Consider the following 17,020-nt stretch of genomic DNA (forward strand, 5'->3'; position numbering starts at 1 on the left):
AGGGAGAGGGAGAAAAGCGGCACCGGGCTTAACGCTGAACTTCGTTGTACGCGGCAAAAAACCGACACCAGACGTCACCACGACCCCGGACGGTTCCCTCTCCCTGTGGGAGAGGGGCGGCTCTGTACCCGCACCAGCCGTTAGCCTTCAGGGAGAGGGAGAAAAGCGGCACCGGGCTTAACGCTGAGCTTCGTTGTACGCGGCAAAAAACCGACACCAGACGTCGCCACAGCCCCGGACGGTCCCCTCTCCCTGCGGGAGAGGGTTAGGGAGAGGGGCGGCTCTGTACCCGCACCAGCCGTTTGCCCTTTGGGAGAGGGAGAAAAACGGCACCGGGCTTAACGCTGAACTTCGTTGTACGCGGCAAAAAACCGACACCAGACGTCACCACGACCCCGGACGGTTCCCTCTCCTTGCGGGAGAGGGTTAGGGAGAGGGAGAAGTTTTCCCCCAGCCGGGCATCCCGGCTTCAGAGAGTCCGGGTTATTTTTTTGCCGCCGCCATCATCGCCTTAAGACTGGCGAGATGGCTTTGCCCTTTCTGCATCCGCTCCTCTGCGGTCACCACCTTGCGCTCCTGCTCCCAGAGCAAATCATCCTGCGGTAGCTCCAGTAAAAAACGGCTCGGCTCCGGGCGTACCAGTTCGCCGTACTGACGGCGCTCTTTGCACAGCGTGAAGATCAGCTCCTTCTGCGCTCTGGTAATGCCTACATAGGCCAGACGGCGCTCTTCATCCACGTTATCTTCGTCAATGCTGCTCTGATGCGGCAACAACCCTTCTTCCATGCCGACCAGAAACACATACGGGAACTCCAGACCTTTTGAGGCGTGCAGGGTCATAAGCTGCACCTGATCGAGATCTTCTTCGCTCTCGCCGCGCTCCATCATGTCGCGCAGGGTAAAGCGCGTCACTACCTGGGTGAGGGTCATCGGATCGTCAATTTCACTGCCTTCCAGCATTTCCGTCATCCAGCTAAAAAGCTGATTAACGTTTTTCATGCGCATTTCCGCCGCTTTCGGGCTGGGCGACGTTTCATACAGCCAGGATTCGTAATCAATCCCGTGGATCAGATCGCGCACGGCGGCGACCGGCTCGCGCTCGGCCAGCCGCTGCACTTCCCCCAGCCAATGAGTGAAGCGAGTGAGTGATTCATAGCCGCGCCCGCTTAAGGTCTGCGTCAGCCCCATATCAAAACTGGCGGTGAACAGACTTTTATTGCGCCCGTTCGCCCACTCGCCCAGCTTTTTCAGCGTGGCCGAGCCGATTTCGCGCTTCGGCGTATTCACGATCCGCAGGAATGCGCTATCGTCGTCGGGGTTAGTCAGCACCCGCAGATAGGCCAGCAGATCCTTAATTTCCGGGCGCGAGAAAAACGAGGTGCCGCCAGAGATTTTGTACGGAATGCGGTTTTGCATCAGGAATTTTTCAAACACCCGCGACTGGTGGTTGCCGCGATATAAAATCGCGTAGTCTTTATATTCGGTTTTATTGACGAAGTGATGGGCGATGAGCTCGCCAGTCACGCGCTCGGCTTCATGCTCTTCATTATTCGCGCTAAGGACTTTCAGCTCCGTCCCATAACCCAGTTCGGAAAACAGACGCTTTTCAAAAACGTGCGGGTTATTGGCGATCAGAATGTTGGCCGCCTTCAGAATGCGCCCGGAGGAACGGTAGTTCTGCTCCAGCTTAACCACCTGAAGCGCCGGGAAATCCTGGCTTAGCAGCACCAGGTTCTGCGGACGGGCGCCGCGCCAGGAATAGATCGACTGGTCGTCGTCGCCCACCACCGTAAAACGCGCGCGGTTGCCCACCAGTAGCTTCACCAGTTCATACTGGCTGGTGTTGGTATCCTGGTATTCATCCACCAGCAGGTAGCGGATTTTGTTCTGCCAGCGCTCGCGGACCTCTTCATTGCGCTGAAGCAGCAGCGTCGGCAGCAGGATCAGGTCGTCGAAATCCAGCACGTTGCAGGCTTTCATGTGCGCATCGTACAGCCCGTAGCAGTGGGCGAAGAGGCGATCCCGCTCGCCGATGGCCTGCGCAGCGGCCTGGGCGGGCGTCAGCAGATCGTTTTTCCAGTTGGAGATCGTCGAGATCAGCTGCTGTAGCACTACCTTATCGTCTTCAATCAGCCCTTCGCTGAGTTCCTTAAGCAGCGCGACCTGATCGGTATCGTCAAACAACGAGAAATTGGATTTCATCCCAAGCGCAGCGTACTCGCGCTTGATGACCTCCAGCCCCAGCGTATGGAAAGTGGAGATCATCAGCCCGCGCGCCTCTTTGCGTCCCAGCGTCTGCGCCACACGCTCTTTCATCTCGCGCGCCGCTTTATTGGTAAACGTCACCGCCGCGATATGCCGCGCCTGATAGCCGCAGCCACGGATCAGATGGGCGATTTTATTGGTGATGACGCGGGTTTTGCCGGAGCCAGCACCCGCCAGCACCAGGCAAGGTCCGGTGACAAATTCGACGGCTTGTTGTTGTCCGGGGTTTAAACGCATAGGTATCACTCAATGAAAGTCGGGAGGGAGGAAAAAGTGCGTGGTAGTATAGCGAGCGTTATCTACACCACTCAAGGCACGATCATGGCAAAAACAGCGGCAGCAATGCATATCCTTGTTAAAGAAGAGAAACTGGCTTTAGATCTTCTGGATCAGATTAAAAACGGCGGCGACTTCGAGAAGCTGGCGAAAAAACACTCTACCTGTCCGTCAGGCAAGAAAGGCGGTCACTTAGGCGAGTTCCGTCAGGGCCAGATGGTTCCGGCGTTTGATAAAGTGGTTTTCTCCTGCCCGGTGCTGGAGCCAACCGGCCCGCTGCACACACAGTTCGGCTACCACATCATTAAAGTGCTGTACCGCAACTAATAATAAACCCGGTGTATATCAGCACCGGGTTTATTTGTCAGATAACAGCTACGTATTATGCTGGTCGGGTAAGCATGAGCACTACCCGGCACATGTTTAGCCCGCGACGGCGATGCGCTTCATATCCGTCATATAGCCACGCAACTTTTTACCGACTTTTTCAATCGCATGACCGCGAACGGCTTCGTTAACGTCGCGCAGCTGCGCATTATCAACCGTCGCGCCTTCTGCCGCTTTGCCCAGATCGCCCGGTTGCAGGGTGGTCATAAACTCTTTCAGTAGCGGCACGCAGGCGTAGGAGAACAGGTAGTTACCGTATTCGGCAGTGTCAGAGATAACCACGTTCATTTCATACAAACGCTTACGGGCGATGGTGTTAGCAATCAGCGGCAGCTCGTGCAGCGATTCGTAGTAGGCGGACTCTTCGATGATGCCGGAATCCACCATCGTTTCAAACGCCAGTTCAACGCCCGCTTTCACCATCGCGATCATCAGTACGCCTTTGTCGAAGTACTCCTGCTCGCTGATTTTTCCTTCATACTGCGGCGCGGTTTCAAACGCGGTTTTGCCGGTTTCTTCACGCCAGGTCAGCAGTTTTTTATCGTCGTTGGCCCAGTCAGCCATCATGCCGGAGGAGAACTCGCCGGAGATGATGTCGTCCATATGTTTCTGGAACAGCGGAGCCATGATCTCTTTCAGTTGTTCAGACAGCGCGTAAGCACGCACTTTCGCCGGGTTAGAGAGACGGTCCAGCATCAGCGTGATGCCGCCCTGTTTCAGCGCTTCGGTGATGGTTTCCCAGCCGAACTGGATCAGTTTTTCCGCATACGCCGGATCGGTGCCCTCTTCCACCAGCTTGTCGAAGCACAGCAACGAGCCAGCCTGTAACATACCGCACAGGATGGTTTGTTCACCCATCAGGTCAGATTTCACTTCCGCCACGAAGGAGGATTCCAGCACGCCAGCACGATGGCCGCCGGTCGCTGCCGCCCATGCCTTGGCAATCGCCATGCCTTCGCCTTTCGGATCGTTTTCCGGGTGCACGGCGATAAGCGTCGGCACACCAAAACCACGTTTATACTCTTCACGCACTTCGGTGCCGGGGCATTTCGGCGCAACCATCACGACGGTGATGTCTTTACGGATCTGCTCGCCGACTTCAACGATGTTAAAACCATGCGAGTAGCCCAGCGCCGCGCCGTCTTTCATCAGCGGCTGTACGGTGCGCACCACGTCAGAGTGCTGTTTATCCGGCGTCAGGTTAACCACCAGATCGGCCTGCGGGATCAGTTCTTCATAGGTGCCGACTTTAAAACCGTTTTCGGTCGCTTTACGCCATGACGCGCGTTTTTCGGCAATCGCTTCTTTACGCAGCGCGTAGGCAATATCCAGCCCGGAATCGCGCATGTTCAGACCCTGGTTCAGGCCCTGCGCGCCGCAGCCGACGATGACCACTTTCTTACCCTGAAGGTAGCTTGCGCCATCAGCAAATTCGTCGCGGCCCATAAAGCGACATTTGCCCAGTTGCGCCAGCTGCTGGCGCAGATTCAGTGTATTAAAGTAGTTAGCCATGGTGAACCCCGTGATGTTGTGTTGCTTATTGTTCTGGTCGCTTTTGCGAGTATGGACTTACTATATGACAGGATAATTATTGCGAAAATTGATATATTCACAACGTCACGTTGCAATTTATGCAACATAGCGAACGGGAGCCTGACCTGTGGATTTACGCGATCTAAAAACCTTTCTACATCTGGCGGATAGCCGTCATTTTGGCCGCAGTGCGCGGGCGATGCACGTCAGCCCCTCTACGCTTTCCCGCCAAATCCAGCGGCTGGAAGACGATCTCGGTCAGCCGTTATTTATACGCGACAATCGCACCGTCACGCTGACCGACGCGGGCGAGGAGCTACGCGTCTTTGCTCAGCAAACGCTGTTGCAGTATCAGCAACTGCGCCACATGATGGACCAGAAAGGGCCGTCACTTTCTGGCGAGCTGCGCCTGTTTTGCTCGGTCACGGCGGCCTACAGCCATCTGCCGCCGATCCTCGACCGCTTTCGTGCGGAGCATCCTTCTGTAGAAATTAAACTCACCACTGGCGACGCTGCCGATGCGATGGAGAAAGTGGTGGCAGGCGAAGCGGATCTGGCCATTGCCGGAAAACCGGAAACGTTGCCCGGCGCGGTCGCCTTCGCTATTCTGGAAAATCTGGCGGTGGTGCTGATTGCCCCGGCGCTGCCCTGCCCGGTGCGTAGCCAGGTGTCTGCCGATACGCCCGACTGGTCAACGGTGCCGTTTATCATGGCCGATCAGGGTCCGGTGCGCCGCCGCATTGAACTGTGGTTCCGCCGCCACAAAATCAGTAATCCGTCCATTTATGCGACCGTCGGCGGGCATGAAGCCATGGTTTCGATGGTGGCGCTCGGCTGCGGCGTGGCGCTGATCCCGGAAGTAGTGCTGGAAAACAGTCCCGAACCGGTACGTAACCGGGTGATGATTCTGGAGCGCAGTGATGAAAAAACGCCGTTCGAGCTGGGCGTTTGCGTACAGAAAAAGCGGCTGCACGAGCCGTTGGTTGAAGCGTTCTGGAAAATTGTTCAGGGTTAAGGAGAGATCAATGCGTGTGAAGATTTTGCTGTTATCCCTGGTGATGGCGGTCAGCGTCACCGCCCAGGCGAAGCCAAAAGGCGTTACCGTTCAGGATGTGAAACATCTGGCGCTGAAGCAGTGCCTGCAAGCTAATTATAAGGACCGGACGCCAGCAGAAGGGTTTTCCGCCTCGTCTCACGATGCCTCGTTTATGGTCGAAAGCTATGCCTTAGGCAACGCGGGTGTATGGGAGGACTTTCTTAAGTTTGTCGATAAAGAGACGAAGGATTTCGACAAGCTGACGATGTCGTTGCATCCTGAAAGCGCAAAAAACGCCAATAACGTGCTGGCGCAGTGTATGACCTTTTATGAGTCGGAGGCGCTGGATAAGTACGTGCAGGATACGGTGATGAAATAACCGGTGTTTTCCCACAGCAAACGGCCTCCTGTACGGAGGCCGGTTTTTTTATTGACGGATACCGCACCGTTTTTGAGCAGCTCGGTAGTCGAATACCAGTGGAGGTTCGTCGTACCAGAGCGTGCTCTTTATCAACAAAAATGAGTCTGGGCATTACTTTCCGGTTCGTTGAAAGAATACGTCCGTAAAATCCAGCGGGCGGCGTCAGCAGCGCATCAGAAGTGGCTTTGTGCAGGTCTACAGGCTCTGGCAAACGTCGGTAAATAGAGAGAGGATACGGGCATGAGTCATTGTGTCAGATCATAATACTACTCAAAAAGACAACAGCGATTAACGATTACAAATCCGCCGGATCAATCTGCTTCATGGTTTCCACTTTCATCAGCCACTGGTACAGCGGCTCCAGCTGGCGGAAGCCGTCTGCCAGTAAATTTACCAGACCGGCATCAAACAGCTTTTCTACGCCGGTATCCGTCACCATTACGGCGAAGGTTTTGCGGTGATACCAGGTGGAGATAGCGGGATCGAGATCTTTCACCAGCAGGCGTTTATAGCTTTCGCCCACCAGCTCAAACGGTGCCCGGCAGCATTCCGCCACTTCCAGAAACTGCGTCGGGCGCTGCTTTAAGGTGTGGCGAAACAGATCCATCGTCGCTTTGCTGGCACTGTAGTAACCCAGGCCGTAGCGCAGGGTATCGGGGCTGATTTCAAAAAAGTATACCGGCGCGTCGGTCCAGTTTTTTGCCGACCGTTTGAAGGTCAGCCACATGCGGCTGCGATAGCGGGTTTTGTCGTGGGAGAAGCGCGTGTCGCGGTGAATGCGCGACAGGGTTTTGCCAATTGCGGGGCGGGTTTCCAGCAGCGGGTCGAGTTCAAGCATGACGGGAGCCAGCGCTTCCACCAGCGCGCGAAACGGGGCTAGCAGGCTGCGATCGTAAATAAAACGATGCTCGTCGAACCACGTTTTATCGTTTTCAATCCGCACCTGCTGGAGGAAATCGAGTCCTTCCTGGGCAAATCCGTGAAAGCGAGCTGACATCTGTTTATTCTGTTCTCTTGTCATTGTCTGTGCCCTTACAAAATACTTCCTCTTTTATGCTTCTTCAGGCAAGCGCCTTTAATAAGTACTTCAGTCCGGGTACAACGTCGTAATCACTATCCATCCCCCGCCAGATACAGACGGGGGATCAGATTACCAGGCCAGAAAGAATTTGAACGCCGGATTATGCGTTTCATCATGACATTCGTAGCCCAGCTCTTTCAGTCGCGTTTCGAAATCGGGTTCGTGATTGCCCAGTTCGAACGCGGCAAGTACGCGGCCGTAATCAGTGCCGTGGCTGCGATAGTGGAACAGCGAAATATTCCAGTGCGTGCCAAGAGTGTGCAGGAATTTCAGCAGCGCGCCCGGCGATTCCGGGAATTCAAAGCTAAACAGCCGCTCCTGAAGTGGTTTTGACGGGCGTCCACCGACCATATAGCGCACGTGCAGCTTCGCCATTTCGTCGTCGGAGAGATCGACCACGCTGTAACCGCCGTCATTGAGCAGTTGCAGGATCTCCCGGCGCTCGTCCAGCCCACGGCTCAAGCGCACGCCGACAAAAATGCAGGCGTTGCTGGCATCAGCAAAGCGGTAGTTGAATTCCGTGACTGAACGCCCGCCGAGCAGCTGGCAGAATTTCAGGAAGCTGCCCTTCTCTTCCGGGATGGTCACCGCCAGCAATGCTTCGCGCTGTTCGCCCAGCTCGCAGCGTTCAGAAACGTAGCGCAGGCCGTGAAAGTTGACGTTTGCGCCGGAGAGAACGTGCGCCAGGCGCTCGCCGCGAATATTGTGCCGGGTGATGTATTTTTTCATCCCCGCCAGCGCCAGCGCGCCGGAAGGTTCCGCCACCGCGCGCACGTCTTCGAACAGATCTTTCATTGCCGCACAAATCGCGTCGCTGTCGACGGTGATGATATCGTCGAGATATTCCTGACACAGGCGGAAAGTTTCATCACCGATGCGTTTCACCGCCACCCCTTCAGCGAACAGCCCGACGCGCGGCAGATCCACCGGATGTCCGGCTTCCAGCGCAGCTTTCAGGCAGGCGGAATCTTCGGCTTCGACGGCGATGACTTTGATTTGCGGCATCAGTTGTTTGATCAGCACCGCCACGCCCGCCGCCAGTCCGCCGCCGCCCACCGGCACAAATACGCGGTCAAGATGGGCGTCCTGTTGCAGCAGTTCCAGCGCGACGGTGCCCTGTCCGGCGATGACCATCGGGTGATCGAACGGCGGCACCCAGGTAAAGCCCTGCTGTTGTGAAAGCTCAATGGCTTTCGCTTTTGCCTCGTCGAAGTTCGCCCCGTGGAGCAACACTTCGCCGCCAAAGCTGCGCACCGCATCCACTTTGATATCAGCAGTGGCGACCGGCATGACAATCAGCGCTTTCAGCCCTAAACGCGCGGAGGAAAACGCCACGCCCTGCGCGTGATTGCCCGCCGAGGCGGTGATCACGCCGCACGCTTTTTGCGCGTCGGTCAGCCCGGCCATCATCGCGTAGGCTCCGCGCAGCTTGAAGCTGTGCACCGGCTGGCGATCCTCGCGCTTGACCAGAATCACGTTGTCGAGGCGCGAAGAGAGTTTTTCCATTTTTTGTAGCGGCGTGACCTGCACCGCTTCGTACACCGGCGCACGCAGCACCGCGCGGAGATACTCCGCCCCTTCGGGAGCGGCGGAGAGAGGCTGTGAATCCGCCATCGTTAACCCCCCAGTTTCGATTTATCGCGCACTGCGCCTTTATCGGCGCTGGTCGCCAGGCTCGCATAAGCGCGCAGGGCGAAGGAGACCTGACGCTGGCGATCTTTCGGCGTCCAGGCTTTATCGCCACGCGCTTCCTGCGTTTCGCGACGCGCGGCAATTTCCGCATCGCTCAGCTGCAACTGAATGCCGCGATTAGGGATGTCGATGGCAATCATATCGCCGTCTTCAATCAGCGCGATGTTACCGCCGCTGGCCGCTTCCGGGGAAACGTGGCCGATGGAAAGGCCGGAGGTACCGCCGGAGAAGCGTCCGTCGGTGATTAACGCACAGGCTTTGCCGAGGCCCATAGACTTCAGGAAGGTGGTCGGGTAAAGCATTTCCTGCATTCCCGGCCCGCCTTTCGGCCCTTCATAGCGGATCACCACGACGTCACCGGCAACCACTTTACCGCCGAGGATCGCTTCTACGGCGTCGTCCTGGCTTTCGTAAACTTTTGCCGGGCCGGTGAATTTCAGGATGCTATCGTCCACGCCCGCCGTTTTCACGATGCAGCCGTTTTCCGCAAAGTTGCCGTACAGCACCGCCAGACCACCGTCCTGACTGTAGGCGTGCTCCAGCGAGCGGATGCAGCCTTCGGCGCGGTCGTCGTCGAGTGAATCCCAGCGGCACTCCTGCGAAAAGGCTTTCGTGGTACGGATGCCTGCCGGTCCGGCGCGGTACATTTTTTTCACCGCTTCGTCCTGGGTCACAACCACGTCATACCGTTCGATGGTTTGCGGCAGCGTCAGGCCCAGAATATTTTTCACCTCGCGGTTCAGCAGCCCCGCGCGATCCAGTTCGCCCAGAATACCGATCACGCCGCCCGCGCGATGCACATCTTCCATATGGTATTTCTGTGTGCTTGGCGCGACTTTACACAGCTGCGGCACCTTGCGGGAGAGCTTATCGATATCGCTCATGGTGAAGTCGATTTCAGCTTCCTGCGCTGATGCCAGCAGATGCAGCACGGTGTTGGTCGAGCCGCCCATCGCGATGTCCAGCGTCATCGCGTTTTCAAATGCGGCTTTACTGGCGATGTTACGCGGCAGAGCGCTTTCGTCATCCTGCTCGTAATAACGCCTGGTCAGTTCCACGATGCGCTTACCGGCATTGAGGAACAGCTGTTTACGGTCAGCGTGGGTGGCCAGCAACGAGCCGTTGCCCGGCTGCGACAGGCCCAGCGCTTCGGTCAGGCAGTTCATCGAGTTGGCGGTGAACATGCCGGAACAGGAACCGCAGGTCGGACAGGCGGAACGTTCAACCTGATCGCTTTGGTCGTCGGAGACTTTCGGGTCCGCGCCCTGGATCATGGCATCAACCAGATCGAGTTTGATGATCTGGTCGGAGAGTTTGGTTTTTCCGGCTTCCATCGGGCCGCCGGAAACGAAGATCACCGGAATGTTCAGGCGCAGAGAGGCCATTAACATCCCTGGGGTGATTTTGTCGCAGTTGGAGATGCAGACCATCGCGTCCGCACAGTGCGCATTGACCATATATTCCACGGAATCCGCGATCAGTTCGCGCGATGGCAGTGAATAAAGCATACCTCCGTGGCCCATCGCGATGCCGTCATCTACCGCAATGGTGTTGAACTCTTTCGCCACGCCGCCTGATGCCTCGATTTGTTCAGCAACCAGCTTGCCGAGATCGCGCAGGTGAACGTGTCCCGGCACGAACTGGGTGAAGGAGTTGACGACCGCGATAATCGGCTTACCGAAATCGGCGTCGGTCATTCCGGTGGCGCGCCACAGCGCACGGGCTCCGGCCATATTACGGCCGTGGGTGGTGGTGGCTGAACGATACTTAGGCATGCTTTGTTTACTCCCGTCTGACGAATCAATGGGACGGTGCGTGCCGTCCCAAATTTATGTTTATTGATTAACCTGATCCAACCAACCCCATTTATCTTCGGTTTCACCGGTAAAGAGGCCAAAGAAGGCTTGCTGAATACGTTTGGTGAGCGGGCCGCAACGACCTTCGCCTACCTGAATGCCGTCAACGCTGCGCACCGGGGTGATTTCTGCGGCAGTACCGGACATAAAGACTTCATCAGCCAGGTACAGCGATTCGCGTGACAGTACCTGCTCGCGCACTTCGATACCCAGATCTTTCGCCAGCTTGATAATCGCATCGCGGGTGATGCCCGGCAGTGCGGAAGAGGTAAACGGCGGCGTGAACAGAATGCCGTCTTTCACTTCGAACAGGTTTTCGCCCGCGCCTTCGGAAATATAGCCGTTAACGTCCAGCGCGATGCCTTCCTGATAACCATGACGGCGTGCTTCACTTCCCACCAGCAGCGAGGAGAGATAGTTACCGCCCGCTTTGGCTGCGGTTGGAATAGTGTTCGGCGCAGCGCGGTTCCAGGAAGAAACCATCGCATCAATGCCCTGCTCCAGCGCTTCCGCGCCCAGGTAGGCACCCCACGGGAAAGCGGCGATGATCACGTCAGTTTTGTAACCGTCCGGCGGGTTTACGCCCATGCCTACGTCACCCACAAAGACCAGCGGACGGATGTACGCGCTGGTCAGATTGTTTTTGCGGATCACCGTGCGGCAGGCTTCCATCAGCTCGTCAACGCTCTGCGTGACCGGGAAACGATAGATTTTGGCTGAATCACGCAGGCGCTGCATATGTTCGCGATGGCGAAATACTACTGGCCCTTTGTGCGAGTCGTAGCAGCGGATGCCTTCAAATACGGACGTGCCGTAGTGTAACGCATGGGACATGACGTGCACCTTCGCTTCACCCCACGGAACCATCTCGCCATTGAACCAAATGTAATCAGCTTTTTTCGTCGTCATTTTCTTTCCTTTTGCGCTCAGGCGCGGATCTGTTGTGATGATGTTGTTCGTTGCTGGATATCGACTCGCGCGACGTCTACCAGTTTGCTCAACTGGCTAAACAGTAATTCGACGGGCCGGGGGCTGGCAACGGTCAATTCAATATTTATATTCTGTGTATCAGTCGCGGTTTCCATATTCATGGCGCAAATCTGAAAGCCACGGTGGCGCACCACGCGTAAAACACGCTCTAACGTTTCCGGGTTGAAGCGAGCCGACACATTGACCTGATGTTGCATCATGATAATTTCTCCAGCATTTGTGAGTTACTGGCACCGGGTGGCACCAGCGGCCAGACGTTCTCAAGCTCGTCGATTGAGACATGAAGCAGGTATGGCCCCTCGCTGTTCAGCATGGCGTCGAGTGCCGCTTCAACCTGGTCTTTACGGGTGATGTGCTGGCCGGGGATGCCGAAGGCGCTGGCCAGCATGAGGAAATCGGGGTTATCGGTCAGGGTGGTTTCGCTGTAACGTTCCTGAAAAAACAGTTGCTGCCATTGTCGAACCATCCCTAAACGCTGATTGTCCAGCAGCACGATTTTCAGCGGCAACTGCTTGCGTTTTACGGTGCCCAGCTCCTGTACATTCATCATGAAGGAGCCGTCACCGGAGATACAGATAACCGTATCTTCGGGTCGCGCCACCTGCGCGCCTACCGCGGCGGGCAGGCCAAAACCCATCGTTCCCAAGCCGCTGGAGGTGATGAAATTTTCCGGGCGGGTGTACGTCATGTGTTGTGCCGACCACATCTGATGCTGACCGACATCGGTCGTTACCACGCAATCCTGCGGTTTACGATCGGAGAGTTGTTTTAACAGCAGCGGCGCGTAAATAGCGTTACCGGGATGATCGTAGCGCCAGGCGTGCTCACGGCGCAGATCGGCCGCGTAGTGGCACCAGTCAGCAATAGCTAATGGCTGTTGCAACGCAGGCAGCAGGGCATTGAGATCGCCCTGCAAACCAACGTGTACCTGGCGCAGTTTGTTCATTTCTGCCGGGTCGATATCCATATGGATGACTTTGGCGTGCGGGGCGAAGGTGTTCAGCTTGCCGGTTACGCGGTCATCAAAACGCGCACCGACGGCGATCAGCAGGTCGCACTGCTGCACCGCAAAGTTTGCGGCTTTGGTGCCATGCATACCGAGCATACCGAGATAAAACGGATACTCCGCCTCAACCGCGCCCAGCCCTTTCAGGGTGCAGACCACGGGTATTTGCGTCACGGCGGTAAACTCGCGCAGCGCCGGAACCGCCTGGGCCATTCCCACGCCGCCGCCCACGTACAGCACTGGCTTTTGCGCCTGCGCCAACATCTGGCGGGCCTGTTCTACTTCTGCACGAGGAAAGGTGACATCGCCTTCAACGGTGGAAAAATGCGGCTCCAGCTCGCCAACGGCCAGCTGGATATCTTTCGGGATATCGACCAGAACCGGACCAGGGCGTCCTGAGTTTGCCACCTGGAATGCTTCCGCCATCACGCGGGGCAGTTCTTCCAGAGACTGCACCAGAAAGCTGTGTTTGGTGCAGGCCAGCGACAAACCGAGGACGTCCACTTCCTGAAAAGCATCCGTACCGATAAACGGGGCAGAAACCTGACCGGTGATCGCGACGACCGGAACAGAATCTAACAGCGCGTCGGCGAGGCCGGTGATCAGATTGGTCGCACCCGGCCCGGATGTGGCGATACAGACGCCGGTTTTACCGGTTGAACGAGCATAGCCGATCGCCGCGATTGCCGCCCCCTGCTCGTGACGGCACAACAGATGTTCAAGGCCGCCGTCATACAGTGCATCGTAAACCGGCATAATTGCGCCACCGGGATAACCAAATACGGTCTGAACTCCCTGTGCCCGCAACGCATGTACCACCCATTGTGCGCCATTCATAGTTACTTCCCCGCCGTAGATCGTGAGAAACAGAATTTTATGCTACTGGTCATTGTCTGCTCCTCATTTCTGTTTTTAAGGTCAAAAAAAACCCCCGGACCTTTCGGTGCGGGGGTCTTAGTTCGTTAAGGCTTGATTTTTAAGCCTTTCCTCGTCCAAGTGCAGCCCCGCACGGTGGGATAATAATCACCACCACGCTAATCACGACCAGGCTAATCACTCGTAGAAGGGCTGTCATTTTCTGTACTTTCTGGCTTCTTGTTCGAAGGAATACCTAAAGAGTTATCACAGAGTGTGGAGCAAACACAACATTTTTTTATGGCATGATTTTCGATCAGCTTAACGCTTTAGCAAAATATCTTTGTTTTTTATAAGAAAAAATTGAAATGAAAAAAATTCAGTTTCTTAAGGTTACTATGCTGGATTTTAGCGGCGAGCAATTTTGCCAGTTGGATTCAGAAAAAAATGTAACGTTGCATGCAGATAAAAAAACTGCGGAATCCAGTGCGTAAATCTGCAATTCGCCGGTTAACAGCTTCCGGTAACGGGATTAGCCTCAGTCGCAGGAGGGGCTATGTCACTATCAATTGTCTATACCCGTGCCGCGCTTGGCGTTATGGCACCGCTTATTACCGTCGAGGTCCATATTAGTAACGGTCTGCCAGGGCTGACGATGGTCGGGCTGCCGGAAACCACCGTCAAGGAGGCGCGCGATCGGGTGCGCAGCGCAATCCTCAACAGCGGTTATACCTTTCCGGCTAAGAAGATCACTATCAACCTGGCACCGGCAGATCTTCCGAAAGAGGGCGGGCGATACGATTTACCAATTGCTATTGCGCTTCTGACGGCCTCTGAGCAGCTTAAACCTTCCCGGCTGGACCAGTACGAACTGGTAGGCGAACTGGCGCTTACAGGAGCGTTACGCGGAGTTCCTGGCGCGATATCGGCGGCAATGGAAGCGCTGAAAGCAGGTCGGCAAATTATCGTCGCGCAGGAAAATGCGGCAGAAGTGGCGCTGATTGGCGGTCAGGACTGCTTTGTTGCCACTCATCTTCTGGAAGTCTGCGCATTTCTTGAGGGAAAACAGGCGCTTCCTCTTCCTCCGCCAGAGCATTGCTCATTGCCTCTTATAACAGAGGATATGAGTGATGTGATTGGTCAGGAGCAGGGCAAGCGGGCGTTAGCGATCACTGCTGCCGGAGGGCATAATTTATTGTTTATCGGGCCGCCTGGCACTGGCAAGACGATGCTTGCCAGTCGACTGAACGGTATTTTACCGCCGCTTAGCAACCAGGAGGCGCTGGAGAGTGCCGCAATCCTCAGCCTGGTCAATGGCAGTAGCATCCATAAACAGTGGCGGCGCAGGCCGTTTCGCTCGCCGCATCACAGTGCGTCGCTCACGGCGATGGTGGGAGGCGGTGCCATTCCTGCGCCGGGTGAGATCTCGCTGGCGCATAACGGCATTCTTTTCCTTGATGAACTGCCGGAGTTTGAGCGTCGCGTGCTTGATGCTCTGCGCGAGCCAATAGAATCAGGAAAAATTCATATTTCGCGTACCAGAGCCAAAATTACTTATCCTGCGCGCTTCCAGTTAATAGCAGCGATGAATCCCAGCCCTACCGGTCATTATCAGGGCAACCATAACCGCTGCTCGCCTGACCAGACGCTGCGCTATTTGGGACGCTTATCCGGCCCGTTTCTCGATCGCTTTGATCTGTCACTGGAGATCCCTCTTCCACCGCCCGGACTACTGAGCCAGCCGGTTAAACAAGGCGAGAGTAGTGAAACCGTCAGACAACATGTCATGGAGGCTCAGGAACGCCAGTTTGCAAGGCAAAACAAGCTCAATGCACGTCTTGAGGGAAGTGAGATCCGAGACTATTGCCAGCTCAGCGCGGAGGATGCGCTGTGGCTGGAGCAGACATTGACGCATCTTGGGCTGTCAATTCGCGCCTGGCAGCGCCTGCTTAAGGTTGCTCGTACTATCGCAGATATTGAGCGCTGTGAGCAGCTTGAGCGTCGTCATTTACAGGAAGCGCTGGGCTACCGGGCCATCGACCGGCTGCTTATTCATCTGCAAAAGATGATGGCGTAAAAAAGGGGCTTTCGCCCCTGATTTTTAATCGTCTGACTCGGTGTAGTCTTCTGCACCTTCCATCTGCGGCTTACCGCCTGACAGGGTGTGAAAACGCTTGGGACGCTTGATACGCGTCATGTACTTGGACCACACACGTTCAGCTTCAGTGACCGGCTCGCGCTGACCACGGCAAACCGCGACGAATTGAATTTCTTCTTCAGTTACGGGTTCACGCTTACCCAAATCCAGCTCGTTAAAAGCATAACCATGACGCTCAAGCAGTTGTGCTTCTTTGATAGTGAAATCACCATGACGAGAGAATCCACGCGGGTAATATTTGTTGTCGAAATATCGATTAGTCGTCGTAAAGCTTTCCGCCATCCTACACGCTCCTAATTCTTCTGGCCGGGCTATTTATGGCGCGGAGTATTAGTTACGCTTGACAGAGTGTAAAACAAAACATTTAAATCATAACGACAAATAATTTTGCGGAGAAAGATGTGGATACGGAATTGTTAAAAACTTTTCTTGAAGTGAGCAGAACTCGCCACTTTGGTCGTGCCGCTGAGGCGCTGTACCTGACGCAGTCTGCGGTCAGTTTTCGTATTCGTCAGCTTGAGAATCAGCTTGGAGTGAATCTTTTTACCCGCCATCGTAACAATATCCGCCTGACGGCTGCGGGTGAGAAACTGCTGCCCTATGCCGAAACGCTTATGAATACCTGGCAGGCGGCCCGTAAGGAAGTCGCCAATACCTCCCGCCACAATGAGTTTTCTATAGGGGCCAGCGCCTCGTTATGGGAGTGCCTGTTGATGGACTGGCTAAGCCGTCTTTATCAGGCTCATGACGGTTTACAATTTGAGGCTCGAATTGCCCAGCGGCAGTCGCTGGTCAAGCAACTTCACGAACGGCAACTGGATCTGCTGATCACCACCGAAGCGCCAAAGATGGATGAATTTAGCAGCCAGTTGCTTGGCCATTTCACGCTGGCACTGTTTTGCGCTTCGGCGTCACGCCTGAAGACCGATCTTAATTATCTGCGTCTGGAGTGGGGGGCGGATTTCCAGCAGCATGAGCAGGGACTGATTGCCAGCGATGATATTCCCGTCCTTACCACCAGTTCAGCGGAGTTGGCCCGGCGGCAACTCGGTGCACTAAATGGCTGCACGTGGCTGCCTGTAAGCTGGGCGCAGGAGAAAGGTGGCCTGCATGCGGTTACTGACAGTACTACGCTGACGCGTCCGCTGTATGCCATCTGGCTGCAAAACAGTGATAAGCAGGCGCAAATACGCGGGATCCTTGAAACCGGGGCGATCAACTAACTGACTTTTTCCGCAAGGACGCGGGAAGGGGTTCAGATGGGAAAAGGGAATTTACTGAATTTCAGGCAAAAAAAATCCTTTGCCGAAGCAAAGGATAATTTTCTGGCAGGGGCGGAGAGACTCGAACTCCCAACACCCGGTTTTGGAGACCGGTGCTCTACCAATTGAACTACGCCCCTAATTAGGGTGGCGGAACGGACGGGACTCGAACCCGCGACCCCCTGCGTGACAGGCAGGTATT

The 17,020-nt window shown here is 55.6% G+C and carries 17 protein-coding genes and 1 tRNA gene; 7 read left to right on the forward strand and 11 right to left on the reverse strand.

The genetic code is table 11. From position 1 onward, the window contains the following. The coding region (locus tag RT197_RS19265; protein ID WP_312952773.1) for a hypothetical protein at positions 1-181 on the forward strand (181 nt) is incomplete at its 5' end. A 302-nt stretch (positions 182-483) separates the two neighbouring features. Here the strand turns inward: RT197_RS19265 and rep are convergent. Further along, positions 484-2,502, reverse strand: a complete 2,019-nt coding sequence (rep, locus tag RT197_RS19270; protein ID WP_312952774.1) for a DNA helicase Rep — start codon at positions 2,500-2,502, stop codon at positions 484-486. Positions 2,503-2,586: 84 nt separating this feature from the next. Between rep and ppiC the strand changes: the two genes are divergently transcribed. Beyond that, positions 2,587-2,868 carry a peptidylprolyl isomerase PpiC gene (gene ppiC / locus RT197_RS19275; protein ID WP_312952775.1) on the forward strand — a complete coding sequence of 94 codons (282 nt, stop codon included), beginning with the start codon at positions 2,587-2,589 and terminating at the stop codon, positions 2,866-2,868. 96 nt (positions 2,869-2,964) lie between these two features. Here ppiC and ilvC read toward each other — a convergent pair whose 3' ends face one another. Continuing rightward, positions 2,965-4,440, reverse strand: coding sequence for a ketol-acid reductoisomerase (gene ilvC / locus RT197_RS19280; RefSeq protein WP_312952776.1), 1,476 nt, complete (start codon positions 4,438-4,440; stop codon positions 2,965-2,967). A 148-nt stretch (positions 4,441-4,588) separates the two neighbouring features. On the opposite strand from ilvC, the gene ilvY reads away from it, so the two are divergent. Together ilvY and RT197_RS19290 are read left to right on the forward strand one after the other, a co-directional pair. Further along, positions 4,589-5,476, forward strand: coding sequence for an HTH-type transcriptional activator IlvY (gene ilvY, locus RT197_RS19285; protein WP_312952778.1), 888 nt, complete (start codon positions 4,589-4,591; stop codon positions 5,474-5,476). A gap of 10 nt (positions 5,477-5,486) precedes the next feature. Beyond that, the gene (locus RT197_RS19290) at positions 5,487-5,876 is read left to right on the forward strand and encodes a hypothetical protein (RefSeq protein ID WP_312952779.1); all 390 of its coding nucleotides are present in this window, start codon (positions 5,487-5,489) and stop codon (positions 5,874-5,876) included. A gap of 337 nt (positions 5,877-6,213) precedes the next feature. Here the strand turns inward: RT197_RS19290 and RT197_RS19295 are convergent, their stop codons facing one another. The 7 genes from RT197_RS19295 to ilvL all read right to left on the reverse strand — a co-directional run bounded on the left by RT197_RS19295 (position 6,214) and on the right by ilvL (position 13,618). Beyond that, positions 6,214-6,915 (reverse strand): DUF2461 domain-containing protein, encoded by a 702-nt coding sequence (locus tag RT197_RS19295; RefSeq protein ID WP_312952781.1) that lies wholly within the window; start codon positions 6,913-6,915, stop codon positions 6,214-6,216. A 153-nt stretch (positions 6,916-7,068) separates the two neighbouring features. Beyond that, a complete protein-coding gene (ilvA, locus tag RT197_RS19300) occupies positions 7,069-8,613 on the reverse strand; it encodes a threonine ammonia-lyase, biosynthetic (RefSeq protein ID WP_312952782.1) in 1,545 nt (514 codons plus the stop codon). 2 nt (positions 8,614-8,615) lie between these two features. After that, positions 8,616-10,466: a dihydroxy-acid dehydratase gene (ilvD, locus tag RT197_RS19305; RefSeq protein WP_312952783.1), complete on the reverse strand. Its 1,851-nt coding sequence runs from the start codon at positions 10,464-10,466 to the stop codon at positions 8,616-8,618. Between the two features lie 60 nt (positions 10,467-10,526). Next, a complete protein-coding gene (locus RT197_RS19310) occupies positions 10,527-11,456 on the reverse strand; it encodes a branched-chain amino acid transaminase (RefSeq protein ID WP_312952784.1) in 930 nt (309 codons plus the stop codon). Between the two features lie 17 nt (positions 11,457-11,473). Then, positions 11,474-11,737 (reverse strand): acetolactate synthase 2 small subunit, encoded by a 264-nt coding sequence (gene ilvM / locus RT197_RS19315; protein WP_312952785.1) that lies wholly within the window; start codon positions 11,735-11,737, stop codon positions 11,474-11,476. Then, positions 11,734-13,380: an acetolactate synthase 2 catalytic subunit gene (gene ilvG / locus RT197_RS19320; protein ID WP_312952786.1), complete on the reverse strand. Its 1,647-nt coding sequence runs from the start codon at positions 13,378-13,380 to the stop codon at positions 11,734-11,736. The genes ilvM and ilvG overlap by 4 nt, the downstream gene beginning before the upstream one ends. 139 nt (positions 13,381-13,519) lie before the next feature. Then, entirely contained in the window at positions 13,520-13,618 is a 99-nt protein-coding gene (gene ilvL / locus RT197_RS19325) for an ilv operon leader peptide (RefSeq protein WP_001311244.1), read from the reverse strand. Between the two features lie 148 nt (positions 13,619-13,766). On the opposite strand from ilvL, the gene RT197_RS19330 reads away from it, so the two are divergent. Both RT197_RS19330 and RT197_RS19335 read left to right on the forward strand, forming a co-directional pair. Beyond that, on the forward strand, positions 13,767-13,892 hold the full coding sequence (locus RT197_RS19330) for a hypothetical protein (RefSeq protein WP_312952789.1): 126 nt from the start codon (positions 13,767-13,769) through the stop codon (positions 13,890-13,892). Between the two features lie 62 nt (positions 13,893-13,954). Further along, positions 13,955-15,475 (forward strand): YifB family Mg chelatase-like AAA ATPase, encoded by a 1,521-nt coding sequence (locus RT197_RS19335; RefSeq protein WP_312952790.1) that lies wholly within the window; start codon positions 13,955-13,957, stop codon positions 15,473-15,475. Positions 15,476-15,499: 24 nt separating this feature from the next. Here RT197_RS19335 and maoP read toward each other — a convergent pair whose 3' ends face one another. Then, positions 15,500-15,838 (reverse strand): macrodomain Ori organization protein MaoP, encoded by a 339-nt coding sequence (maoP, locus tag RT197_RS19340; protein WP_312952791.1) that lies wholly within the window; start codon positions 15,836-15,838, stop codon positions 15,500-15,502. Positions 15,839-15,957: 119 nt separating this feature from the next. Between maoP and hdfR the strand changes: the two genes are divergently transcribed. Then, complete coding sequence (hdfR, locus tag RT197_RS19345) at positions 15,958-16,779, forward strand: HTH-type transcriptional regulator HdfR (protein WP_312952792.1); 822 nt, start codon at positions 15,958-15,960, stop codon at positions 16,777-16,779. 103 nt (positions 16,780-16,882) lie between these two features. Here the strand turns inward: hdfR and RT197_RS19350 are convergent. Then, a tRNA-Trp gene (locus tag RT197_RS19350) sits at positions 16,883-16,958 on the reverse strand. Positions 16,959-17,020 lie beyond the last annotated feature (62 nt).

Source organism: Superficieibacter sp. (assembly GCF_032071645.1).
Lineage (GTDB): Bacteria > Pseudomonadota > Gammaproteobacteria > Enterobacterales > Enterobacteriaceae > Superficieibacter.